Origin of the sequence: Schaalia naturae (assembly GCF_042665795.1) — a bacterium.
Classification (GTDB): Bacteria; Actinomycetota; Actinomycetes; order Actinomycetales; family Actinomycetaceae; genus Pauljensenia; species Pauljensenia naturae.
The window spans coordinates 2,103,652-2,128,324 of record NZ_JBHTEF010000001.1 but is presented as its reverse complement, the minus strand read 5'-3'; the positions used below and the strand labels follow the sequence as shown (position 1 = coordinate 2,128,324).

Here is a 24,673-nt window from a genome sequence, read left to right as displayed (position 1 = left end):
GCCGCGCACGGCGGCGTCGTGGCTGCTCGCTGCCGGTCGCCCACGTCCATCGAGCACACCGGGAGAACAGACAATGGCCGTCACCGATTCCTCCACCCTCGATTCGCGGCGGGCCGACATCGAGGCGGGCCGCACGGCGCTCGGCATCGAGTTCGGATCCACGCGCATCAAGGCCGTCCTCATCGACCGCGCGGCCACGCCCCTGGCCGGTGGCGGGCACACCTGGGAGAATCAACTGGTCGACGGCGTGTGGTCCTACGACCTGGACCAGGTCTGGGACGGCCTGCGCTCCGCCTACGCCGCGCTGGCGGCGGACGTTCGCGCGACCTACGGGGATGACGTCGAGCTGCGCACCGTGGGTTCGATCGGCATCTCGGCGATGATGCACGGCTATCTGGCGCTGGGCGAGGACGGCGAACCGCTGGTCCCCTTCCGCACGTGGCGGAACACGTCGACCGCGCAAGCCAGCCGTGAGCTCACGGAGGTCCTCGGCGTCAACATCCCGCAGCGCTGGTCGATCGCCCACCTCTACCAGGCGATCCTGGGCGGGGAGGAGCACGTCACCCGGATCACCCGTCTCACCACGCTGGCGGGTCTCGTGCATCTGCGCCTGACCGGCCGCCATGTGCTGGGGGTGGGGGACGCGTCGGGCATGTTCCCGATCGCCGGTCCCGGGATGGCCGCCGGCGCGGGCGGGGACGGCGCCGTCGTCCCGTCGGGAGCCCCGGGCCATCCGGCAGGGACGCCCTCGTCGCACGTGGGGTACGACAGGGCCCGCCTCGCCCGGTTCGACGACCTGATCGCCGGCCGCGCCCTTCCCTGGCGCGTGGCGGACCTGCTGCCGGAGGTGCTGTCTGCCGGCGAGGACGCGGGCGTGCTCACGCCTCAGGGTGCGGCCCTGCTCGACCCGAGCGGAACCTTGCGTCCCGGCATTGCCCTGGCGCCGCCCGAGGGCGACGCCGGCACCGGGATGGTGGCCACGAACTCGGTCGCCCCGCGCACCGGAAATGTGTCCTCGGGGACATCCGTGTTCGCCATGGTCGTCCTCGAGCACGATCTGCGGCGGGTCCACGAAGAGATCGACCCCGTCACCACGCCCGACGGGCACCCGGTCGCGATGGTCCATTGCAACAACGGGACGAGCGAGCTGGACGCTTGGGCGGGCCTGTTCAAGGAGTTCGCGGACCTGGCCGGCGTCGATCTCCCGATGCCGCGGGTCTACGACCTGCTCTACGAGCACGGAGGGGACCGCGGGGAGCCGGACGCGGGCGGGGTGCTCGCCTACAACCTCCTGTCCGGCGAACCCGTCGCGGGGCTCCCGGCCGGGCGTCCACTGGTGCTGCGCGCGCCCGGCAGCCGCCTGACGCTGGCGAACTTCGTGCGCGCCCAGCTGATGACCGTGTTCGCCTCGCTGCGCCTGGGCATGGACATCCTCCTCGACGAGGAGCAGGTCGGGCTCGACCGTCTGTTCGCCCACGGCGGCCTGTTCAAAACGCCGCGCGTCGCCCAGGGGATCCTGGCCACCGCCCTCGGCACCCCCGTCGCCGTGGGAGCGACCGCCGGCGAGGGCGGGGCGTGGGGCATGGCGGTCCTCGCCCTGTACCGCGCCGAGAGGAGGGGGGGCTTCGACGAGGGCGGCCCTGCCGGCCCGTCGGGCCCTTGCAGCGCGGAGTCCCTGCCGGGCTTCCTGGCCGAGCGCGTCTTCTCCGGCGCTCCGACGACGACCATCACCCCCGATCCAGCGGCGAGCGAGGGCTTCGAGCGGTTCATGGATCGCTACCGCGAGGGGTTGGCCATCGAGCGGGCGGCGATCGAGCACAGCTGAGGCAGGCGGGCGACTGGAGGGAGGCGGCGGCGGTCACTGTACCGGGGTGGCCCGATCGCTTCAGATGGTGCACTGTTTGGGACCATCGTCCCAGTTTATTCTCCTATATGTGGATTCGGTTCCATAAACCAATGAGCGAGAATCGAAAGTAGACGACGAAACCCCGTGGGCGGTTTAGTGTCTTGTATGTGGATACGATTCCACATCCAATGAGAGGTCACTCATGGTCACCAACAAGTCTCCCTTTTCCATGCTCTATCAGTTCGCTGGCAATGAGGATCAGATCGCGATCTTCTCCGACGAACAGACGATTCAGACCTGGCTCGACGTCGAAGCGGCCCTCGCTCGGGCGCAGGGCGAGGCCGGCGTTATCGACGCGGAGGACGCCGACCGGATCGCGGCTGCCTGCACGGTCGACAACATCGATCGGGAAGCGCTGTGGAAATCCGCCGCGAACGTCGGCTATCCGATTTTCGGTCTGGTCCGCCAAGTGAGCCAGCATCTTCCTGAAGGCCCCAACGGTCGCGTGCACTACGGGGCGACGACGCAGGACATCATGGACTCCGGTTTGGCCTTGCAGATGTCGCGTTCGCTGGCCGCGATGGATGTTCAACTCCAACGCCTCGGCGATCTGCTCGCGGGGACCGCCACCACCTACCGGGACACGGTGATGCCCGGCCGGACGCACGCCCAACAGGCCGTACCGACCTCGTTCGGAGCGACGATCGCTGTCACAGTGGAGGAACTGCGTCGTCAACGGGGGCGACTCGCCCGCGCCTACGAGACCGTCCGGGTGGTCTCCCTCTTCGGGGCGGGCGGCACGGATGCCGCGCAGGGGCCGAGGTCCGTGGAGGTGAGAGCGCGTGTCGCCGAACTCCTCGGGCTGAGAGACACGGACGTCCCGTGGCATGTCAACCGTGACGTGATCGCCGAGTATGGATACGTCTGCGCTACGATCTGCGGCTCATTGGCGAAGCTCGCCCGTGACATCGTCGATCTCTCGCGATCCGAGGTCTCCGAGGTGTTCGAACCCTACAATCCGCACCGTGGGGCCTCCTCAACGATGCCCCAGAAGGTGAACCCGATCTCGTCTGAGCTCATCATCGGCATGTCTGCCACAGCGTCCGCGTTGCTCTCGGTCTTCACCCGTGTCCAGGAGGCCGGTCATCAGCGTGCCGCCGGTGAGTGGCAGGCCGAGTGGCTCGCCGTTCCCACGATGGGGACCCTCGCGGGTTCCGCACTTGATGAGGCGATCATCATCGCCGGAGGCATGCGCGTGGATCCCGACCGGATGGAGAAGAACCTCTCGGCCGACGGCGGTCTGATCATGGCTGAAGCCCAGATGATCCAGCTTGCCCGGTATCTTGGTCGCGAAGAGGCTCACGATCTCCTGTACGAGGCCTCGACTTTGGCTCGCGAAAAGGGAGTGACCTTGGCGGTCGCTCTCAGAGAGGTCGCGGCCAAGGCTGGGAAGACCGATCTGCTTCCTGAGAAGTTCGTCTCTCCGGCAGACTACCTCGGCGAGGCCGGCCACATCGTTGACGCGGCAGTCGCCGCCTGGAAAGCGATGACGCCGCTCGTAGTCGTGACACCGGGGCGGGAGGGCTGACCCGTGCCCATCGATCCATCCTCGGCTGCCGGGGCGACGCGATCGCCTGAGGGACAGCGTCCGCCTGATCCGCCGCAGACGGTTCCTCCCGTAGGACCTCAGGAGCCCTCCCGTGAGCGCCACGAGGTCGGGTGGCGCGCGTTCATCTGGAGGATTGGCCTCCCCGTCATCCTCGGCGCAGCGATCTGGCCTCTACCGAGTCCGGGAGGGGTGTCCACGCAGGCGTGGCACATGCTCGCTTTGTTCGTCGCCACGATCTTGGCGATCATCCTCCGCCCGCTGCCCATGGGGGCTGTGACGCTCCTGGGAATGCTGGCCGCCGTCCTGTCCGGCGTGGTGCCCCTGACGGCCCCGAAGGACGATCCCACGGCGCCCTATGCCCTCATGGGTTTCGCCAACTCGACGATCTGGCTGATCGTCATGGCATTCCTGATCTCGCGCGGTTTCATCAAGACGGGCCTCGGACGCAGGATCGCTCTGTTCTTCGTCTCATTGCTGGGGAAGAAGATGCTCGGCGTCTCCTACGGCTTGGCCGTGGCCGACCTCGTCATGGCGCCCGCAATCCCGTCGGCGACCGCGCGAGGCGGCGGCATCATGGCGCCAATCATGAAGTCTGTCGCCGAGGTCTATGACTCCAGACCCGGTCCGACGGCTCGTCGGGCGGGCTCCTTCCTTGCCATCAACGTCGGTCAGGTCAATGCGATCACGTGCGCGATGTTCCTCACGGCGATGGCGGGAAACCCGCTCATCGCCTCCTTGGCTGAACAACAGGGGGTCGAGATCACATGGGCGAGGTGGGCGCTCGGGGCCATCGTCCCCGGCCTTGTCGCCCTTGTCGCTGTGCCGTTCGTCGTCTATCTGATCTATCCTCCGGAGCTCAAGGAGACGCCCGAGGTCGTGTCCATGGCCAGGGGAGAACTCCGCAGACTTGGTCCGCTCTCCTCCGGAGAGAAGATCATGTCGGGGACGTTCATCCTGCTCCTCCTCCTGTGGACTGTGGGGGACATGGTGCTCGGAATCGACGCAACGACGACCGCCGTCATCGGCGTGGCGGTCCTTCTCCTCGGACGGGTTCTGACGTGGCAGGACATAATTGCAGAGAAATCGGCCTGGGACACCATGATCTGGTTCTCGATCCTCTTCATGATGGCGACTGCTCTGAACCAATACGGCCTGATCTCGTGGGTCTCAGACACGATCGCGGGGTCGATGGGCGGTCTGGGATGGGTTCCGGCCCTGATCATCCTGTGCCTGGTCTATTTCTACTCCCACTATCTGTTCGCTTCGGCTACCGCACACATCTCCGCCATGTACGTGGCGTTCCTTGGTGCGGCGATCACCCTGGGTGCGCCTCCGCTCCTGGCAGCGCTGTTGCTCGGCTACATCACGAACGCCTTCACATCACTCACTCAGTATGCTGGTGGCGCGTCTCCGGCGATCTTCGGCACGGAATACAACACGGTGGCGCAGTGGTGGCGGGTCTCCGCAGTCGCCGGACTCGTCTCCGTGACGATCTGGCTGGTTGTAGGCTCTGGTTGGATGAACCTGGTGGGACTGGCATGAAAATAGTCGAATCGCTGCCGAGAGGGATCATTCCGTACCTTCCCACGGCTCTCACGCAGAGCGGCGAGCTGGACAGAGACGCGATGCGGCGGCTGGTCGACCGCCTGCTGAGGGCCGGCGTCGCAGGCCTCTCTCCGCTCGGGTCGACGGGCGAACTGCCTGCTCTGGCCGACGACGTGGCCGACTCGGTCGTGGCGAGTGTGGTGGAGGCCGTCGGCGGCGCGGTTCCGGTGATTCCGGGTGTGCTCTCCGGGTCTACGGGGCATGCGGCGGACCGGTCGTCCGCCGTCACAGCCTTGGGCGCCTCGGCGATCGTCGCCATGATCCGTCCCTGGGGCAGGGTGAGCCAGGCGGCCATGATCGAGTACTTCTCTGCGATGGCCGGAGCGACGGACCTGCCCGTTGTGCTCTACCGGCAGCCGGCACTGGGCGTTCAGCCTGATCTCGGATCAGTCGTGAGACTCGGTGATGTGGAGAACATCATCGCTGTGAAGGATGCTTCCTCGGACACGGGGTTCCTGCTCTCCCTGCAATGCGAGGGATCGAGTCTCGAGATCTACTCAGCATCGTCTCACGTCCCGATGCTGGTGTGGGAGATGGGCGGGATCGGCTGGATGGGCGGTCCTTGCTGTCTCGCTCCGCAGACTTCGGTGGCGATGTGGCAGTTCCGTCTGGCAGGCGACCGAGACTCCGCGTGGCGACTCCAGCGAGGACTCTGGCCCCTGTGCCGTGCCTTCGCCGCCTTCGGACCCGCTCCCATGGTCAAGGGGGGGCTGGCCCAGATCGGCTTCGACGTCGGAGCGCCCGTCGCGCCGCAGGCGACGCTCAGTCGCGAGGGGCACGCGGCTGTCGGTTGTTCGATCGATGCGGTTCGGCGGGCGCGAGCTGACCTTGGCATGGACATGAGCGTGCTCTAGGTCGAGCCGCGATGGCCCGGCTTTCCGAGCTTCCAGCGGCTTCGGGGCGAGGCGCCAGGGATTCCTGCTGTCCCGTCCCGAAGCCGCTTTCTCCTCGTGATAGCGTTGAACCGCGGTCGAGGAGGAGGTTCGGGTGCCTGATAGAAATGGCGAGGGACCTCAACGGGTGAGCCTCAAGGACGTGGCAGCGGAAGCCGGCGTGGGATTCGGAACCGCTTCGCGCACGCTCTCCGACAGTGGCTACGTGGCTGAGGGGACTCGTCGCCGAGTGCTGGAGGCGGCTGATCGTCTGGGGTACCGGCCCAACAGGCTGGCCGCTGGGTTGCGCTCGAACCGATCCCGGCTCATCGCGCTACTCGTGCCCGATTACACCAACGAGTTCTACGCCAGGGGGTCTGCGGCAATCGCCCGGTGCCTTCGTGATCTCGGCTATCAGCTGATCATCGCGACCTCGTCGAACGGCACCGAGGAACGCGACGCCATCGAGTCGCTCGCTGAGTACCATGTCGACGGCATTGTGCGCGTTCCTGTCGATCCGGATCTGGATGCGAGGGTGAGCTGTCCTGTCGTCGAACTCAACCGTCGGTCCAATCTCCCGAGGGTGCCGGCTGTCCTGTGCGATGACCGCTCGGGATTCCGCGCCCTCACGGAAGCTCTGCTTGAGCGAGGACATCGTCGTATCGCGATGATTGTTGGCGAGCAGAACTTCTCGACGTCACTCGAACGCGCCGCCGGTTATCGTGAGGCGATCGCCGGGACGGATGTGCCCTCCCGTGTCCTCTTCGGCTCATTTGATTCTCGGTGGGGCGAACAGGCGACTCGGGAGATCTTTTCCGACGAGGAGTCGATCACAGCCATCATCGCGGCGAGCCCTCGAATCGCCTCCGGTGCCGTTGCGGCGTGCGTGAAGATGGGCGTGCGCGTTCCGGACGACTTGGCGTTCGCGAGCTACGACGATCCGGAGTGGTTCGATTTCTGGGGGAGCGGCATCCGTTCGTTTGTCCCTCCTCTAGAAGAGATGGCACGTCGCGCGGTGGAGGTTCTCCTGGACAGGCTCGAGTCCCCCGATTCGCTTCCTGAGACGATCGTTCTGCCTGGACGGACTCATGAGGGCGGATCGATTGGTGTCGGACTCGCCTGAAGCGGCGGAACCCGAGAAGGGGTTGCCGCAGGAAGCGGAACGCGGGCTTCCCGATGAGCCGTGGCCTTTCCACCGGGCCGAACCCGTAGAGCGGTTCACTTCGGTGGGAAATCCACGGTCAAACGTTTTGGGGAATAGGTCCTCGCAGCGGGTCGCGACTAGGCTGTGGCAGTCCGATTCCCAGCGGGCCGCCCGCACCAGTGGGGCATCCAGCGCGCCGGGACGCGCGAAGCGGAAGGAGTCCAACCGTGTCACAGACGCACGGATCGTCTCAGGCGGAGCCGCCGGAGGCCTCGGCAACCGCGGAGGCGCCCTCGTCGCGGGAGGCGCCGCGAGGGCCGGAGATCCGTGAGCTCACGCTTCGCGGGATCCTCATCGGCGGCATCATCACGTTGGTGTTCACGGCGGCGAACGTCTACCTGGGCCTGAAGGCGGGCCTCACCTTCGCGACGTCGATCCCCGCGGCGGTCATCTCGATGGCGCTGCTGCACCGGTTCAGGGACCACTCGGTCGTCGAGAACAACATCGTCCAGACGATCGCCTCCTCGGCAGGCACTCTCGCGGCCATCATCTTCGTGCTCCCCGGCCTCATCATGGTCGGCTGGTGGAGCGACTTCCCCTACTGGATCACGGTCGCCGTGTGCGTCGTCGGCGGGATCCTGGGCGTGATGTACTCGATTCCGCTGCGCCGCGCGCTGGTCACCCACTCCGACCTGCCCTATCCCGAGGGCGTTGCGGCCGCGGAGGTCCTGCGGCTCGGCGACACCGACGAGGGCCAGGAGTCCAACAGGGCCGGCATGCGCACCATCATCTGGGGCGGCGTCGCCTCGGCCGGATACGCCATCCTCACGAAGCTGAGGGTCGTCGCCGACTCCTTCACCGGCGTCTTCCGCATCGGGGCCGGCGGCACGATGATCAGCGGCGGTCTGTCGCTGGCGCTGCTGGGCGTCGGGCACCTGGTCGGGCTGGGCGTCGGCATCGCGATGCTGGTGGGCATGGCGATCTCCTACGGCGTGGCCATGCCGGTCGTCTCGGCCGGCCGACTCGAGGGGCAGCCGCTGTCCGACGCCCTGAGCGCCGTCTTCTCCAGCGACGTGCGCTACATCGGGGCGGGAGCGATCGCCGTCGCCGCCGTGTGGACGCTGCTCAAGATCATCGGTCCCATCGTCTTGGGGATCAAGGACTCGCTGGTCTCGGCGCGCACGCGCCGGGCCGGCGGGACCGTCGACATCACCGAGCGTGACATCCCGATGCCCCTGGTCATCCTCACGATCGCCGCCCTGATGATCCCCGTCGCCCTGCTGCTGTGGGATTTCCTACGCGGGACCCCGCTGGCGCGCCACGCCGGCGGCCTGCTCCTCGTCACCGTCGTGTTCGTGCTGGTCATGGGTCTTGTCATCGCCTCCGTCTGCGGTTACATGGCCGGTCTGATCGGCTCCTCGAACAGCCCGATCTCCGGGGTCGGCGTCCTCGTCGTCATCCTGGCCGCGCTGCTCATCAGGGCTTTCTTCGGCGGGGACGCGGACTCCGAGCGCGTCGCGGCGCTGGTCGCCTACACGCTGTTCGCGACCGCCGTGGTCTTCTCCATCGCGACGATCTCCAACGACAACCTCCAGGATCTCAAGACCGGCCAGCTGGTCGGAGCCACTCCCTGGAAGCAGCAGGTCGCCCTCGTCATCGGCGTCGTCTTCGGGTCGATCGTCATCCCGCCGGTCCTCCAGCTCATGAACACCGCGTTCGGTTTCCAGGGCGTGCCCGGAGCCGGGCCCGATGCGCTGGCCGCCCCGCAGGCCGCGCTGATCTCCTCGCTGGCCCAGGGGGTGTTCGGCGGCAACCTGCCATGGGATCGGTTGGGGACGGGCGCGGTGATCGGCGTCCTCGTCATCCTCGCCGACGAGGTGCTCCGGAGGACGACGGCGCGCGCGAGCCTGCCGCCGCTGGCGGTCGGCATGGGCATGTACCTGCCGATGTCGACGACGCTGATGATCACCGTCGGCTCGGTCATCGGGATGTTCTACGACCGCTGGGCGATGCGCGGTTCCCGGGGCGAGGAGAAGAAGCGCCAGGGAACGCTGCTGGCCACCGGCCTCATCGTCGGCGAGGCCCTGTGGGGCGTCGTCTACGCGGGCCTCGTTGCGGCAACCGGCGATGACGGCATCCTCGCCGTCGTCGGCGACGGCTTCGCGGGGTGGGCGCAGACCCTCGGCGTCGTCGTCTTCGCGGCGATCACGGTGTGGCTGTACCGCCGCACGATGAGGACGGCCACCCGGGAGACAGTCGAGTGACGCCCGTCCCCGCCCTCGTCCTTCGCGTCCCCTGCCGGGGGAACGGGACCGACGAAGGAGGTCCCGAGCGCTTGGGCTCCGCCGGCTGCAGGTTTCGGCGCCAGCCCGGTCCTGGAAGGTCAGGAGTGCCCTCCGCCGCAGCTGTCCCTGAACTGCATGTCGGGCTGGATTCGGATGATGCGTTGGGAGCGGTCGGCGTCGCCGCTCATCCGGCTCAGGAGCAGTTCGACGGCACGTTTTCCGATCCTGTCGAACGGCTGGTCGGCCACCGTGACCGGTGAGTAGAACAGGTCGAGGCCGATCATGTCGTCGTATCCGACGACGGAGACCTCATCGGGCACCCGGATGCTCCGCTCGAAGAGCGTCTTCATGACGATCTCCACGGTCATCGCATTGCTGCAGATGATCGCGTCGGGGTTGTAGGCGGAGGAGCCGAAGGACTCCTGGACGATCGAGGTGATCCGTCGGGTCGCCTGGGCGATGCCGATGGTGGATCCCAGGCTCAGGGTACGGACGCTGAGCGTCACGCCGGACCGTGTGCTGAGCTGTTCCTGGACTGCCTCGAGGCGTTCCCGGCTAGGGGTGGCGTCCTGGGTGCCGAAGATGCCGAGAAAGCGGCGGCGCTGGTGGCCGAGCAGGTCCGCGACGAGAGCGTGGGTGGCGGCGGCGTTGTCGATCAGCACGCAGTCGACGTTGTGATCGGGGACGATCCGATCGACGGTGACGGTCGGGATGTCACTGTCCAGCAAAGAGCGGATCTGCTGGGGATCATCGGTGGCAGGCATGGCGATGACGCCCGCCACGCGTTCCTGGAGGAGCAAGTCGATGTAGAACGACTGTCGCGTCAGGCTCTCGTCGGTATTGCAGATCATCAGACCGAGCCCCTGCAAGGCCGCCTCGGATTCGATGACCCGCGCCAGACGGGCGATCGGCGGATACTCGATATCGGAGACGACCAGACCGATCGTGTCAGACTTGTTCCGTCGCAGTGCCCGGGCTGCGCGATTGGGGCGATATCCGAGCTGCTCGGCGGCCAGGTGGACACGTTCCTGCCTGTCGCGGCTGACGGAGGCGCTTCCGGCGAGCACGCGGGAAACGGTGGCGGTGGAGACGCCAGCCAGTCTGGCGATGTCCGTGTAGGTGACGCTGGCGCTGTCGTCGCGACGCACGATGAGGCCCCTCTCCACGAATGACACGATGGCGAGTTCATTCTGCAACGCTCGTGCTCACCTGCAGCGGATGGCTGATCGCCCGGTTCTGTCGCCGAGTGTACATAGACCGGACACGACTATGGCGCGACGCAGGATGCCACCGCGTCCGGGCCTCCGTCTTCCGGCACCGACGGCGATCCCCCGAATGGCGATGTCGCTGTCATGGTCGCAGAGACCTCGTTGACGCTTTCATTCGCTCCGTGCTATCTTCATCGCACGGGCCAGATGTAATCGATTACAAACTGAGCTCATGACACCGACCTGAAGGAGACGAAGATGTCTGTGCACCGCAAGCTTCACACAGGGACGGCCTTCGGCGCAGCCGTGCTGATGGCGATCCCGCTGCTCGCCGGATGCGGGTCCGGCGGCGACCAGTCTGCCAGCGTCTCGGGTGGGACGACCATCACCTGGTGGGGCTGGACACCCGACGATGTCGAGGCTCAGGCTGAGATCGAGGCGTTCAACCAGGAATACCCCGACATCACGGTCCAGTTCAAGAAGATCCAGGATGCCGACTACAACGCGGCTCTGCGTCCGGCCCTCGCGTCGACCTCCGGCCCCGACGTCTTCGACGTCGCGACCGGAGGCGCGACCGGCGACGTCAAGACGTTCGGTTCCAACGCTCTCGACCTCACCGATGCCATGGCGGAGGCCAACGGAGACTCATGGAAGGATACCTTCTACCAGACGGCGCTCGACGCCTTCACTGATGGGGAGGGGCAGCTCAAAGGGGCGCCCGTCGGCCGCATCGCCTCTGGGTTCCTCTGGATCAACCAGGACCTGTTCGACCAGTACGGCCTGACAGCCCCCACCACCCTCGACGAGTGGAAGGACGTGTGCGCGACGTTCCGGGAGAACGGACTCGGGTGCCTGACTGAGGGCATCGGTCAACCGGGTTTCGACGTCGACACGCTCCATGCAAGCGCCGACTCGATTGAGCCTGGCGTCTTCACCAAGGCGACGCTCGGCGAAACACCCTGGACGGACCCGGTGATCGTCCAGGCTTTCGCGATCGTCAAGCAGTTGAGCGACGAGGGGATCATGGACGAGGGCGCCGTGGGCATCAAGCAGTATCCCAATGCCAACAACAACTTCCTGTCCGGCAAGGCCGCCATGGTCCAGATGGGAACGTGGTACCAGCAGTACACCACCGAGAAGTCGCTCAGCGCCGCGCTGTCCGCCGCGGGCGTCTCCGAGGACGCGGACAAAGTCACGATGGTCCCGATTCCCTTCCCCGATGTGGCCGGGAAGGGGAACACACCGAATCTGTTCGGCGATCCCGACTACGGGTTGGCAGTCAACGCCCGCTCTGCGAACATCGACGCGGCCGCGACCTTTGCCACGTGGCTGTCCTCCTCGGAGGCGGGCCAGCAGCTGGTCGCCGATCACCTTACCGATTACCCCGCGATCAAGGGCGTCGAGACGAACTGGGACGGCGCCTCGCTCATCGACGAGGAGGTCCAGAAGCCTGCGCTGCAGGACCTGGCAGAACGGGTCAACAGCGTCGACCAGGCGCGTCAGGCGAACCTGCCCGCAGAGATGATCGATGCCCTGACCACGGCGAACCAAGCCGTCATCGGTGGCCAGTCGACTCCTGAGCAGGCCGCGGCCGCCGTGCAGACGGCTTTCGACCAGCTGGGATCCGGCGACTGACCGCCTCCGGGTGCGGGTCCCGTCGGTCCCGCACCCGGCACTCACCTGCGGACGGGAATGAGGGACACATGAGCACGATCGAGGAGGCTGCCCGTCGGCGGCCATCCAGGACCTCGCGCCGGGGCGGGGAGACCGGGGCGTCCGGCCCCAGGACGTCATCCGGGGTTCCGTGGGTGTTGCCGGCGATGTTGGTGTCCGCCGTGGTGATCTACTACTGCATCGGGTACACCGGTTACATCTCGACCTTGGATTGGAACGGGGTGAGTCCGGACCAGGATCACGTCGGGTGGTCGAACTACTCGAGACTGGCCTCCGACCCAGTGTTCTGGAAGGCGCTGTGGCACACGGCCGTGTACTACGCCGCCACCACGATCGGCCAGCTGGGGATGGGGTTCGTCTTCGCGGCGCTCCTCCACTCGAAGGTGGCGCTACGTCCCGTCTACAAGGTGATCGTGTTCATCCCGTCGGTGATCGCGCCGGCGACCATGGCGCCCGTGTTCCGTCAGATGTTCTCGCCCTCGGGCGAGATCAACGGTGTGCTGGACGCCCTCGGCCTGGAGGGGCTGGGCCAGAGCTGGCTGGCGAGTCCCGGGACTGCTCTGGTCGTCGTCATCCTGATCCAGATCTGGCTGTCCACCGGTGTCGCTTTCATCCTCTACTACGCGGCCATGGGCCAGGTCGACACCGAGACCATCGAGGCCGCGAGGCTCGACGGCGCGGGCAACCTCCGAGTCCTGCGTTCGGTCGTGTGGCCGTCGTGTCGAGGGACGACCGTCGCTCTGATGACGCTCAGCGCGATCGCCTCGCTCAAGACCTTCGATGTCCCCTACCTGGTGACCGGCGGCGGGCCGAACTACGGCACCGAGTTCCTCGGGACCCTCATCTACCGGACGTCCGTGCCGAACTCCGACGTCGGCTACGGCGCCGCCATCTCGATGGTCCTGCTGGTGCTGGCCATCGTCGCGGCGGTCGCGTCCTTCAGATCCGGACGGGAGAGATGAACGATGTTCGAGGTCAAGAGCGGTTCCCAGAAGGTCATCATCCAGATCCTCACCACGCTGCTGGTCATTCCATACCTGTTCCCGTTGGTTGTCATGATGCAGGGATCGTTCGCCGGGCAGGGGATCGAGAACTACAGGGCGGTCCTGAGGATCGAACTGCTGCCGTATTTCTTCCGCAACAGCATCATCATCGCCTCGGCGGTCATCGCCATCGTGTACGTCTGCACGATCCTCTCGGCCTTCGGCTTTGCGAAGCTCCGCATCCGAGGCAAGGAGATCGTCTTCTGGGTCCTTATGGCCGCGTTGACTCTTCCCGAGGTCGTCATTCTCACCCCGTTGTTCGCCACGGCGTCGTCGACGGGCCTGTACGACACCCTGTGGTCGGTGATCCTCCCGCTCTCAGCGCTGCAGATCCCGTTCACGGTGCTGCTGTGTCGCAACTACATCACGGGGATCCCGGACGAACTGCTTGAGTCCGCGCGCATCGACGGTGCCACGACGCTCCAGGTCTTCCGCTATATCGTCGCGCCGCTGACCAGGCCCATCGGCGCCGCCATCATCGTGCTGACCCTGATCACATCCTGGAACGACTACTTGTTGCCGTTGGTCTTCCTCCAGAGCGACCAACTGCAGACGGTCACCCTGGTCCCGCAGTTCTTCGTCAGTCAGTTCAACAACGACCAGACGAAGGTCCTCGCGGCAGCCGTGATCTGCGCCCTGCCGGAGGTTCTCGCCTACCTGCTCATGCAGAGGAACTTCGAACGCGGTCTGACGGCAGGCGCCCTCAAGTAGCCCCCGCGCGAGCACGAGCCGTGTGCTGGCGCAGGTCGATCCAGCAACCCCCATCAACAAGCATCCACACCCAACCAATCCACAAAACCGAGGAACAATGTCTGCCTACACCGACTTCAGCGACCTGCACCACCGCGCCCGCACCTATGACGAGCGCGCCACCGAGGCCGCATTCCTCCTGGGCGGCATCGGCACCGGGAATGTCTCGATCGGCTCGCGTGGAGAGCTCCGGGACTGGGAGATCTTCAACTGGCCGGGCAAGGGCAACTACATGCCCTTCACCTTCTTCGCGATCCGCACGGAGTCCGAGGCGACGGGCGTGAAGGCAGCCATCCTCGAGGCGGAGATCCAACCTCCGCATGACAAGTCGCATGGCTACTACAACGGTGAGCTCGCAGGCCTGCCCCGATTCCGCACGTCGCGCATGTGGTCCCTCTATCCCTATGTCTTCGTCGAGCTGACCTCGCCTGACATGCCCGTGTCCGTGGTGCTGGAGGCGTTCACGCCCTTCGTCCCCCTGGACGAAGACGCTTCGGGGATGCCGGCCGCCATCGTGAGGTACCACGTGCGGAACCTGACGGGCGAGCCGCTGAAGGTCTCAGTAGTCGGATCGTTGACGAACGCCCTGGGATTCGAGGGGTACGACGTCTTCGGAAACCTCAAGCTGGAGGGGACGCCCTCGAACGAGCTGCGGACGGAGGACGGGGTCACAGGCCTGGACTACCGCACCGACATCGACCCGGCTGCCGAGCGCGCCGGGACCATGGCCTTCTCCGGCCGCGGGGGAACCGCGACATACCGGCCCGAATGGCTGCAGGGCCAGTGGACTGACAATGCGGAGGATTTCTGGGACGACTTCGTCAGCGACGGCGCGCTCGACCGTTTCCACGCCGTGGAGTCCGTCGGCTCGGAGCTCGATAAGTTCCTGGACTTCAGCTACTTGCGCTTGCGTGAGCGTATCGGCTCGATCTGCCTCGTCCAGCCGGTGGGACCGGGCGCGGCATCGACCTTCGAGTTCATGTTCTCCTGGCACATCCCGAACCGGCCGAAGGGGTGGATCGAGGTCGACGCGGAGCTCGACAGGCACCGCGAGGGCGGATACGACCTGATCCGCAACCACTACGCCCTCACCTACGAATCCGCCTGGTCGGTCCTCATCGACCTGGTGACCCGGTTGGAGAGCCTGGAGGAGCGGACCAGGAGGTTCACTCGCGCCCTGTACGAGACCTCCGTCCCCGATGTCTCCCTGGAGGCCATCGCCGACAACCTGACCGTGATCCGCAGCCATACGTGCTTCTGGCTTGAGGATGGCGTCTTCTATGGCTGGGAGGGCATCCGCGCTCACGTCGGGTGCGGGACCGGCAACGTCAACCACGTGTGGAACTACGCCCAGTCCGTGGCATACCTGTTCCCCCGCCTTGAGCAGTCCATGCGGAGGACGGAGTTCGTGACGGAGATCGGCCCGGAGGGCGACCTTCCGTTCCGTTCCCGGCAGAGCCTCGACGGAGAGCGCTGGAAGATGGTGCCGGCCGCTGACGGGGAGCTGGGATCGATCGTCCGCGCGTGCCGGGAGTGGAAGATCTCGGGAGACGGCGCGTTCCTGCGAGAGGTCTGGCCCGGAGTCAGATCCGCGGTCGAGTTCGCCAAACGCGCATGGGACACCGACGGCGATCTGGTGCCCGATTCCCAGCAGAACAACACCTACGACATCGAGTTCTACGGGCCGAACGGCATGATGGCGACCTTCATGGTCGCGGCGCTCCAGGCCGCAGCGGAAATGGCGGTCGCCATGGGCGAGGAGGAGCTGGGAGCCTCCTACGCCCATGAGGCCGAGGAGTCCGCGAAGAACTTCGATGCGCAGTGCTGGAACGGGGAGTTCTACATCCAAAAACTCCGAGACGTCAACGAGTACCGGTACCAGTTCGGGACCGGCATCCATTCCGACCAGCTGCTCGGTCAGTTCGTGGCCGACAACGCCGGACTCGGGCACCTGCTTCCGGAGGAGCACATCCGGACCGCGTTGGGATCGATCGTCGCGGCGAACGCGGTCGACCACTTGCGTTCCGTTGGCACGGTCCAGCGTGTGTACGCCCTGGACGACGAGCCCGGACTGGTCCTGTGCAGCTGGCCCGTCGGCGGGCGTCCGCGGTTCCCGTTCGGATACGCCGACGAGGTGTGGACCGGCGTGGAGTACGGGGTCGCCTCGCTGCTGGCCCGCGAGGGCATGGTCGAGGAGTCGGAGAGAATCGTGACCGCGCTTCGCTCACGGTACGACGGAGTCTCCCGCAACCCGTGGAGCGAGATCGAGGCCGGCTACCACTATGCTCGATCGATGGCCAGCTACGGCCTGCTGACGGGTTTCTCGGGCTTCGTCGCCGACCTTCCCGCGGGGTACATGTCCTTCGACCCGGTCCGGGACGAGTATCGGACGTTCTGGTCCCATGGTGCAGGATGGGGGACCTATGAGCAGTCCAGGGACGCGGCCGGCGCCCTGAGGGCGGTCGTGACCGTCCTCGAGGGGTCTCTCGGCGTCGACCGCGTCGCGTCCCCCGCGGACTCCGTCATCGTGGTCCCCGCTGGTGACAGCGCACGTTGACAGACCTCGCCAAGAGCCGGGAGGACTCTCATGACGAGCGACATGGAAACGGCGCTGAGACGCGCCGAGGCGAGCGTCGACCGGTTGTTGGCCGGACGCGACGACCGGTGGTACCCGGCGGCGCACATCGCCGCGCGAGCAGGATGGATCAACGACCCGAACGGCCTGTGCTTCGTGGACGGCCGCTATCAGGTCTACTTCCAACACCATCCGGGCAGCGCGGATTGGGGACCGATGCACTGGGGCCATGTCTCCAGCGCGGACATGGTGACATGGCGGCGCGAGCCGATCGCGTTGGCACCCAGTGTCGAGGAGGACAGGGACGGAGTCTTCTCTGGTTCAGCCATCATCCGAGATGACGGGGCGTTGGCGGTGTTCTACACCGGTCACCGGTGGCGGAATGGGACGGACGAGCGGCAGGGCAACCTGCAGGTCCAGTGCCTGGCTTTGTCCGCCGATGGGGGAAGGACCTTCGAGAAGAGGGGGACGGTCGTCGACTGTCCCGAGGGTTTCCGGCACTTCCGCGACCCGAAGGTGTGGAAGCAGGATGGTCGCTGGTACATGGTGGTCGGCGCGTCCACGGTCGAGCGGCGCGGTCAGGTGCGGATGTACACGTGCGACGATCCTGCTTTAGAGCAGTGGTCGTTCGACAGCGTGTTGTACGAGGACCCGGACGAGCGGGTCTTCATGTTGGAATGCCCCGACTTCTTCCCGCTTGGGGACAAGTGGGTGCTCACGTTCGGCCCGATGGGGGCGCGGCCTCGGGGCTACTCGGAGCGCAATGGGAACAACGCGGTGTACGTCGTGGGTGAGTGGGCGCCCGGCCGGCCGTTCGCGAACGTCACGGGCCACAGGCCCGGTGATGCGGGCGCGAACTACTACGCCCCGCAGTCCTTCCTGACCCCCGACGGACGTCGGGTCCAGTACGGGTGGATGGGGGCCTTCACCTCGTCCGAGCCGACATGTGCCGCCGACCACTGGTGCGGGCAGCTCACGGTGCCGCGCGAGCTCGCCCTGGCTCCCGGCGGGAACGCCGTGCTGATGGCGCCGGTCGGCGAGATCGAGGCCCTCCGTGCCGACACGCGGGACTTCGGTGCGTTCGAGCTGGGAGCCGATCAGGACGCTGGGCTCGCTGACGACGTTTCGGGCGCCGCGGAGGTGGAGGTGGAGCTCGACCTCGCACGCACCACCGCCGAGCGCGTCGATCTGGTCGTCCACCGCACGCCCGACGGGCACCAGACGGTGGTGAGCTGGGACGACCAGTCTGGGCGTGTGTGGCTGGACCGGCGCCTGTCGGGCAGGGGAGGTCGCGGATACCGTTCGGTTCCGGTTCCCGCCGAGGCGTCGGGTCTTCTGCGTCTGCGCGTCATCATCGACCGCAGCTCCGTCGAGGTCGTCGTCGGACGGGGCGAGGCCATGATGTCGTCCTTGGTCTTTCCGCCGGAGGGCCCGCGTGCTCTTGTCCTGTCCGCGGAGTCCGGGGCGGCCATGGTGGCGTCGCTGCGGGTGCACCGTCTGCGGTCGATCTGGGAGTCCCCCGATCGTTGATCGACTGGCGCATCCCCGCCCAGACCCGGCAGGGACGTCCTCGTCGGCGGGCGCAACGGGTTTCACAGGTCGCGGAGGGAAGCCGGGGCTCCCGGACAGATGACGGATTGTTGCGATTCGATCACGGCGTCCAGGACGCTTGCCCGTGGGTCGAGCCACGTCTAGCATTCCAGCTACCGGTTCTTTTCGTTTCAAAAAGAACCGGGGCACATCGGACATCGAGGAGGACGACGATGAAGCGATCACATGTGTGGTCCGGGGTGGCGGCAGCCGCAGCGGTGGCTCTGGTCGCCGGGTGCTCGACGCCGACACCGGACAGCGGGGCGTCCGGCGGAGGCGAGTCGGGAAGCGCCGGGAGCTCCGGGGAGGGCCCCTGGACGATCGGCGTGTCCAACGCCTTCGTGGGCAGCGAGTACCGCACCCAGATGATCGAGGACATCCAGACGGTCTTCGACGAGTACAAGCAGGAGGGCCTGGTTGACGACCTGATCCTGGAGAACGCGGATGCCGACGCCAACGGCCAGATCCAACAGATCCGCAACCTCATCAACAAGGGGGTCGACGTCATCATCGTCGACCCGAACTCCAGCACGGCCTTGACGGCCGTCTTCAAGGAAGCGACCGACCAGGGGATCAAGGTCTACGCGATCGACCAAGAGGTCGAGTCGGAGCTGGTCACCAACATCGGCATCGACCAGGAGGAGCTGGGCAAGGTCAGCGCCGAGTGGTTCGCCGACCAGGTCGGCGAGGGCGCTCAGATCGCCACCGTCCAGGGCACGACGGGCAATCCCGCCACCGAGGCCCGATGGGCCGGCGCCAAGTCGGTCTTCGACGCGAAGGGCATCACGGTCGTCGCCTCCGCCGACGGCGGATGGGACCAGGCCACCGGCCAGACGGTCGCCACCGACCTGCTGGCCACCTATCCGGACATCGCGGGCATCTGGACCTACGACGGCATGGCCCAGGGCGTGCTCCGCGCGGTCGAGGCAGCCGGCAAGACCGGCGACCTCGTGGTCTCCGGGGAGGCGCGCGTCGGTTTCATGCGGATGTGGAACGACCTCAAGCCGCAGGGATTCTCCAGCGCCGGCGTGCTCAACCCTCCGGGGCCCGGCGCCACGGCCCTGCGCTTCGCGATCAACGAGCTCCAGGGCAAGGTCCTGGACCCCTCGAAGGTCACTGACGGGCACACCGTCTACCTGCCGCTCGATCCGTTGGTCACGAACGACAATTTCGACGAGGAGTGGGCGAAGGTCCAGGACAAGCCGGACACCTACGTGCTCGACTCGGTCCTCACGGCCGATGAGGTGGACGAGTACTTCCAGTGACGACCCGGATCGGGGGCCCGCGGGGTTCGGCGCGCCACGGCGTGCCGCCGGCTCCGCGGGGCTCCCGGGCCGGTGAACGGGATCCGGGGCGCCGCCCCGGCCATCTCCGGCCAACGGGACACGCAGCATCGGGACGCGCGAGGAGGCACGGGGAATGGCGTTCCTGGAGATGACCGAGGTGCACAAGCGCTTCGGCGGGGTGAGGGCGCTCGCGGGTGCGTCGCTGGAAGTCGACTCCGGCGAGGTCCACGGGCTCCTGGGCCCCAATGGGTCGGGCAAGTCGACGCTCAACAAGGTCCTCACCGGCATGGTGCGCCCCGATCGGGCGTCCGTGACGATCGACGGGCGCGCGGTGCGCATCGATTCCCCCTCGGACGCCCATGACCTGGGGGTCGCGGCCGTCTACCAGCAGCTGTCCGTGATTCCGCATCTCACGGTCCGGCAGAACCTGGTCCTGGGGGTCGAGCGGCGCCGCGCGGGATTCCTCCGCGACGGCGGGGCGGTGGAGGGCGTCGGTGAGGTCTTCGACTGGATCCGCCCGGGCCTGGCGACCGCGGTGACCCTGGACACGCCGGTCGGCCGCCTGGCACCTGGGGAGCGTCAGCTCCTCGAGTTCGCCAAGGCGGCCCTGCGCCGCCCGCGGATCCTCGTCCTCGACGAGGCCACGGCCTCCCTGCGCGGCGATCAGGTGGACCTGGTCTTCTCGCGTACCCGCGAGCTGGCGGAGGCCGGCGCCGCCGTCGTCTTCGTGTCCCATCGCATGGACGAGATCCGCGAGCTCTGCCAACGTGCGACGATCTTGCGGGGCGGCCACACGATCACGACCGTGACGATGGAGCGGACCACAGACGCGGAACTCGTCGACCTCATGGTCGGCGACCTCGCCTCGTCCGCAGTCGCGCGGGCCGCCGAGATCGCGGAGGAACGCCGCCCCGAACCGGACCGGTCGGGCGAGCCGCTCCTGGAGGTCGAGGGCCTGACGGGTCCGCACCTCCACGGCATCGACCTCCAGGTCCATCCCGGCGAGATCGTCGGCCTGGGCGGCCTGCAGGGGCAGGGGCAGTCGGATCTGCTCCATGCGCTCTTCGGCGCCGCGCCGGCCGCATCGGCTCGCGTCGCGGTCGACGGGCGCGAGGTCCACCCGCGTCGTCCCCACGACGCCATGGCCGCCGGCTTCGCCTTCGTCCCCGGCGATCGGGACTCGCAGGGGCTGATGTCGAAACGCTCGATCCTGGAGAACCTCTCGGTCGCCTCCCTCAGGGATCGGCTGGCCGCCGGGTTCTGGGTGCGCATGGACCGCGAGCGTGCCAGCGCCTCAGAGCAGGTCAGGCGGCTGGCGATCAAGATCGGGGCGCTCTCTGACGACGTGAGCACGCTGTCGGGAGGCAACCAGCAGAAGGTCGTCCTGGGCAAGTGGCTCGTGACGAGGCCGCGGGTCGTGCTCCTGGACGACCCGACGAAGGGCGTCGACGTCGGCGCGAAGCAGGAGATCTACCGCATCGTCCGCGAGATGACGGCCCAGGGCGCGGTCGTCCTGCTGAACTCCAGCGACGACGAGGAGCTCGTCGAGCTCTGCGACCGCGTCCTGGTGATGTTCGAGGGCCGCATCCGCGCCGAACTCGTCGGCGAGGAGATCTCGCCCTCGTCCCTGGTGGAGGCCGCCGTGTCCGCACCCGTGCCCGTGGGGCCGTCCCCGTCCCCGACGACGAGGGCGTCCCTGCCGGACGCGCCCGATTCCCTGAAGGGAGACCAGAGATGAGCGCGTCCATCCAGACCCCGCCGGCCCCGACGACGCCGGAGGGACGCCGGGCCGGGTCCGCGGGGCGCCGCCTCCGGCTGGCCCCGGTGTCCCTGCCCTCGACGGTCACGGCGTCGCTGCTGGTGCTGGCGATCGTCGCGAACGCGGCGCTGCAGCCGACGTTCTTCACGCTGTACTCGTTGACGTCGAACCTGGCGACATTCGTGCCCCTGGTGTTCGCCGCCCTGGCCCAGTCGTTCGTCATCTTGGGCGGGGGACTCGACCTGTCGGTCGGGGCGATCACGGCGCTGTCCTCGGTGACGGCACTGGCGGTGATGGGAGGGGACAACGCCCGCATCCCGCTGGGGATCGTCGTCGCGCTGCTCACCGGCGCCGCCTGCGGGCTGCTCAACGGGTTCATCGTCGGCATCATCCGCCTCCAGCCGCTCATCGCGACCTTCGGCACGGCCTCGGTGTTCTCCGGCGTCACGCTGCTGGTCCTGCCCGTCCCCGGCGGAGCGGTCCCCTCCGGCCTCATCGACACCTACCGGATGGCCGCCGGACCGCTGCCGGTGCCCCTTCTGCTCATCGTCCTGTGCGCGCTGCTGTGGGCCGTCGGGCGGCGCACCGTGTTCGTCCGGCACCTCTTCGCCGTCGGGGGTGACCGGAACGCGGCCTACGCGTCACTGGTTCCCGTCACCGGCACGACGATCGCCTCCTACTCCGCGGCCGGTGGCGTGGCCGGTTTCGCCGCGCTGGCGATCCTGGCGAACACGGGGTCGGGAGACCCCTTCATCGGGTCGGACATCGCGATGAACTCGATCGCCGCCTGCGTCCTGGGAGGCCTGGCGCTGAGCGGGGGACGGGGCAGCGGGTACGGCGCCCTGGCGGGCGCGCTGATCCTCTCCCTGATCTCGAACATCCTCTTCTTCCTGGGGGTGCCCACCACGTACCGCCAGCTGGCCAGCGGCCTCATCATCATCGCCGCGCTGGCCCTGTCCGTCCTGTCCTCGAAGGGAGGCGACACCAGTGAGCGCTGACATCGCACCGACCGGCCGGGCCGGGCAGCCTTCCTCGGGCGGCGCACCGTCCCCGGACCGCTCCGGGTCCGCATCGCGGGTCAGGGCGTCCGCCCTGGCTCGGAACCCGATTCTGATCTCGGCCGTCATCGCGGTGCTGCTGCTGTCCGTCGGCCAGGTGGTCTCACCCGGGTTCGGTGCGCCGGGACAGGTGATCTCGATGCTGAGGGTCGCCAGCTTCCTCGGGTTCATCGCGGTGGGCCAGACGATCGTCATCCTCTCGGGAGGGGACGGCATCGACCTGTCCGTCGGCAAGACCGCGACCTTCGCGGCCATCGTCGCGGCGCGCGTCATGGACGGCTCGGACGCGAACGTCGTCCAGGGCCTCGCGCTGGCCCTCCTGGCAGGCGCGCTGGTCGGCCTGGCCAACGGTCTGGGCATCACGTTCCTGCGGATCCCGCCCTTCGTGATGACCCTGGGCATGATGGGCGTCGTCCAGGGGCTGATCCTGGCCTACACGCAGGGCGTGGCCGGCGGGCGCAGCGCCCCGCTGCTCACGTCCCTGGTCGGAGGGCGAGCCTTCCTAGGCGTCCCCGGCGTGCTGTGGATCTGGCTGGCCGTCACCGTCCTGGTCGTCCTGCTGCTGCGGCGCACGCGCTTCGGCTGGGAGCTCTACGCGGTGGGCGCGAACCGGGAGGCCGCCCGCCTGTCGGGAGTGCCCGTGCGGCGCCGAGTCATCCAGGCCTATGTGGCCTCCGGATTCTTCGCGGCGCTGGGCGGCATCATGCTGGTCGGGTACACGGAGTCCGTGTTCCTCAACCTGGCGGACTCCTACACCCTGCCGGCGGTGGCCGCCGTCATCATCGGCGGCACCCTGGCCTCCGGAGGCGTCGGCGGGTACGCGGGCTCCGCGGTGGGGGCGATCGTGCTCACCGTGCTCACCTCGTTCCTCACCACCATCAACGTCCCCGAGGCCTGGCGCACGATCATCAACGGCGCCGTCCTGGTCATCCTGCTGGCGGCCTACGGCCGGCAGCGTCGACTCAGACAGTGACGCCCTCGTCGATGGGGGAGGGACGCCTCCCCCATCTCTCACGAACCCACGGACCACACACATGTCGGACACACGGAGGAGAGATCCATGGAAACCGGACAGCGGCTGGGCGTCGGCGTCATCGGCGCGGGCTTCATCGGGAGCTTCCACGCGCGCGCGTGGCAGGGGGTGAGGGACGCGGACATCGTCGCGGTGACCTCGCGGACGCGGACATCGGCGGAGGCGCTGGCTCGTGAGGTCCAGGAGCTGGGAGTCGGCGCGGACGTCACGGTCCACGACGACATCGCGGCGCTCGTGCGCGACCCGCGCGTGGACGCGGTGTGGGTGCTCACCCCGAACTTCACGCGTGTGGAGGTCGTCCAGGCGATCACCCGGGAGGTGACCTCGGGCAGGGCGCGGCTCATCGGCATCGCGGTGGAGAAGCCATTGGGGCGCACGGTCGCGGAGGCCCGGGAGGTCTTAGGCCTCGTCGAGGGAGCGGGGCTGCTCCACGGGTACCTGGAGAACCAGTTGTTCTCGCCCTCGATCACGCGGGCGCATGGGCTCGTGTGGGAGCGCGGGGCGAAGGCCGCGGGCACGCCCTACCTGGCGCGCGCGGCCGAGGAGCATTCGGGCCCGCACAACACGTGGTTCTGGAACGGAGCGGACGAGGGCGGCGGCGTCCTCAACGACATGATGTGCCACTCCGTGGAGGCCGGGCGATTCCTGCTCACGCCCCCCGGAGCGGACACCGGCACGTGGCTGACGCCGGTGTCGGTGACGGCCAGCATCAACTCGCTGAAGTGGGGGCGCACGCGTTACGCCGCGGAGCTGGCGCGGACGTATCCGGACGTCGTCGACTACACGAAGAGCCCGTCGGAGGACTACGCGCACGCCGTCTTCGAGTTCCTCAACGGGGACGGGGAGCCCGTGGTGGTGGAGGCGACGACCTCGTGGAGCTACGTGGGGGCAGGGCTGCGGTTGAGCTTCGAACTGCTGGGTCCGGAGTACTCGATGGACTCCTCCACCCTCTCCACGGAGTCGCGCGTGTTCCTGTCGCGCGATCTCCAGCAGGGGCGTGGCGAGGATCTGGTGGAGAAACAGAATGCGGAGCAGGGCCTCATGCCGATCGTCTCCGACGAGGCGATGAGCTACGGCTACACGGGCGAAGACCGGGCGTTCACAGCGGACTTCCTGGCCGGACGCCAGCCCCGCGAGTCGCTGGCCAATGGCCTGCAGGTCGTCGAGCTGCTGATGGCGGCCTACCGTTCGGCTGAGATGGGACAGACGGTGACGTGGCCCGTCGACCTCGCAGGCTTCACGCCGGCCGTGGCGAAGGGAGAGTGGAACCCTCGACGGAAGTGACCCTGCGACGTGAGACCGGTGGGACACTGACACCTGGTCCAGACGGGCTGCA

At 67.5% G+C, this 24,673-nt stretch carries 17 protein-coding genes; 16 read left to right on the top strand and 1 reads right to left on the bottom strand.

Going from position 1 to position 24,673, the window contains the following annotated elements:
* Positions 1-73 precede the first annotated feature (73 nt).
* The 6 genes from ACFQWG_RS09495 (at position 74) to ACFQWG_RS09470 (ending at position 9,340) form a co-directional block, all read left to right on the top strand.
* Complete coding sequence (locus tag ACFQWG_RS09495) at positions 74-1,825, top strand: xylulokinase (RefSeq protein WP_380974731.1); 1,752 nt, start codon at positions 74-76, stop codon at positions 1,823-1,825.
* Between the two features lie 223 nt (positions 1,826-2,048).
* The gene (locus tag ACFQWG_RS09490; protein ID WP_380974729.1) at positions 2,049-3,434 is read left to right on the top strand and encodes a class-II fumarase/aspartase family protein; all 1,386 of its coding nucleotides are present in this window, start codon (positions 2,049-2,051) and stop codon (positions 3,432-3,434) included.
* 3 nt (positions 3,435-3,437) lie between these two features.
* Positions 3,438-4,997 carry a DASS family sodium-coupled anion symporter gene (locus ACFQWG_RS09485; protein WP_380974727.1) on the top strand — a complete coding sequence of 520 codons (1,560 nt, stop codon included), beginning with the start codon at positions 3,438-3,440 and terminating at the stop codon, positions 4,995-4,997.
* The gene (locus ACFQWG_RS09480; RefSeq protein WP_380974725.1) at positions 4,994-5,914 is read left to right on the top strand and encodes a dihydrodipicolinate synthase family protein; all 921 of its coding nucleotides are present in this window, start codon (positions 4,994-4,996) and stop codon (positions 5,912-5,914) included. Before ACFQWG_RS09485 ends, ACFQWG_RS09480 begins: the two co-directional genes overlap by 4 nt.
* Before the next feature lie 166 nt (positions 5,915-6,080).
* Complete coding sequence (locus ACFQWG_RS09475; RefSeq protein WP_380974724.1) at positions 6,081-7,055, top strand: LacI family DNA-binding transcriptional regulator; 975 nt, start codon at positions 6,081-6,083, stop codon at positions 7,053-7,055.
* Positions 7,056-7,399: 344 nt separating this feature from the next.
* Positions 7,400-9,340, top strand: a complete 1,941-nt coding sequence (locus ACFQWG_RS09470) for an OPT family oligopeptide transporter (protein ID WP_380976304.1) — start codon at positions 7,400-7,402, stop codon at positions 9,338-9,340.
* Between the two features lie 119 nt (positions 9,341-9,459).
* Here the strand turns inward: ACFQWG_RS09470 and ACFQWG_RS09465 are convergent, their stop codons facing one another.
* Entirely contained in the window at positions 9,460-10,536 is a 1,077-nt protein-coding gene (locus ACFQWG_RS09465; protein WP_380974722.1) for a LacI family DNA-binding transcriptional regulator, read from the bottom strand.
* Positions 10,537-10,827: 291 nt separating this feature from the next.
* On the opposite strand from ACFQWG_RS09465, the gene ACFQWG_RS09460 reads away from it, so the two are divergent.
* From ACFQWG_RS09460 to ACFQWG_RS09415, 10 genes are all read left to right on the top strand, one after another.
* Positions 10,828-12,204 (top strand): ABC transporter substrate-binding protein, encoded by a 1,377-nt coding sequence (locus tag ACFQWG_RS09460; RefSeq protein WP_380974720.1) that lies wholly within the window; start codon positions 10,828-10,830, stop codon positions 12,202-12,204.
* 68 nt (positions 12,205-12,272) lie between these two features.
* Positions 12,273-13,205, top strand: a complete 933-nt coding sequence (locus ACFQWG_RS09455; protein WP_380974718.1) for a carbohydrate ABC transporter permease — start codon at positions 12,273-12,275, stop codon at positions 13,203-13,205.
* Positions 13,206-13,208: 3 nt separating this feature from the next.
* Positions 13,209-13,997 (top strand): carbohydrate ABC transporter permease, encoded by a 789-nt coding sequence (locus ACFQWG_RS09450; RefSeq protein WP_380974716.1) that lies wholly within the window; start codon positions 13,209-13,211, stop codon positions 13,995-13,997.
* 97 nt (positions 13,998-14,094) lie between these two features.
* Positions 14,095-16,593, top strand: a complete 2,499-nt coding sequence (locus ACFQWG_RS09445; protein ID WP_380974714.1) for a GH116 family glycosyl-hydrolase — start codon at positions 14,095-14,097, stop codon at positions 16,591-16,593.
* A 30-nt stretch (positions 16,594-16,623) separates the two neighbouring features.
* Positions 16,624-18,141 carry a glycoside hydrolase family 32 protein gene (locus ACFQWG_RS09440; protein WP_380974712.1) on the top strand — a complete coding sequence of 506 codons (1,518 nt, stop codon included), beginning with the start codon at positions 16,624-16,626 and terminating at the stop codon, positions 18,139-18,141.
* A gap of 233 nt (positions 18,142-18,374) precedes the next feature.
* Positions 18,375-19,466, top strand: coding sequence for a substrate-binding domain-containing protein (locus ACFQWG_RS09435; protein WP_380974710.1), 1,092 nt, complete (start codon positions 18,375-18,377; stop codon positions 19,464-19,466).
* 154 nt (positions 19,467-19,620) lie between these two features.
* A complete protein-coding gene (locus ACFQWG_RS09430) occupies positions 19,621-21,225 on the top strand; it encodes a sugar ABC transporter ATP-binding protein (protein WP_380974708.1) in 1,605 nt (534 codons plus the stop codon).
* Positions 21,222-22,244: an ABC transporter permease gene (locus ACFQWG_RS09425; protein WP_380974706.1), complete on the top strand. Its 1,023-nt coding sequence runs from the start codon at positions 21,222-21,224 to the stop codon at positions 22,242-22,244. The genes ACFQWG_RS09430 and ACFQWG_RS09425 overlap by 4 nt, the downstream gene beginning before the upstream one ends.
* Complete coding sequence (locus tag ACFQWG_RS09420) at positions 22,234-23,277, top strand: ABC transporter permease (protein ID WP_380974704.1); 1,044 nt, start codon at positions 22,234-22,236, stop codon at positions 23,275-23,277. The genes ACFQWG_RS09425 and ACFQWG_RS09420 overlap by 11 nt, the downstream gene beginning before the upstream one ends.
* Before the next feature lie 87 nt (positions 23,278-23,364).
* Positions 23,365-24,621, top strand: a complete 1,257-nt coding sequence (locus ACFQWG_RS09415) for a Gfo/Idh/MocA family protein (RefSeq protein WP_380974702.1) — start codon at positions 23,365-23,367, stop codon at positions 24,619-24,621.
* Positions 24,622-24,673 lie beyond the last annotated feature (52 nt).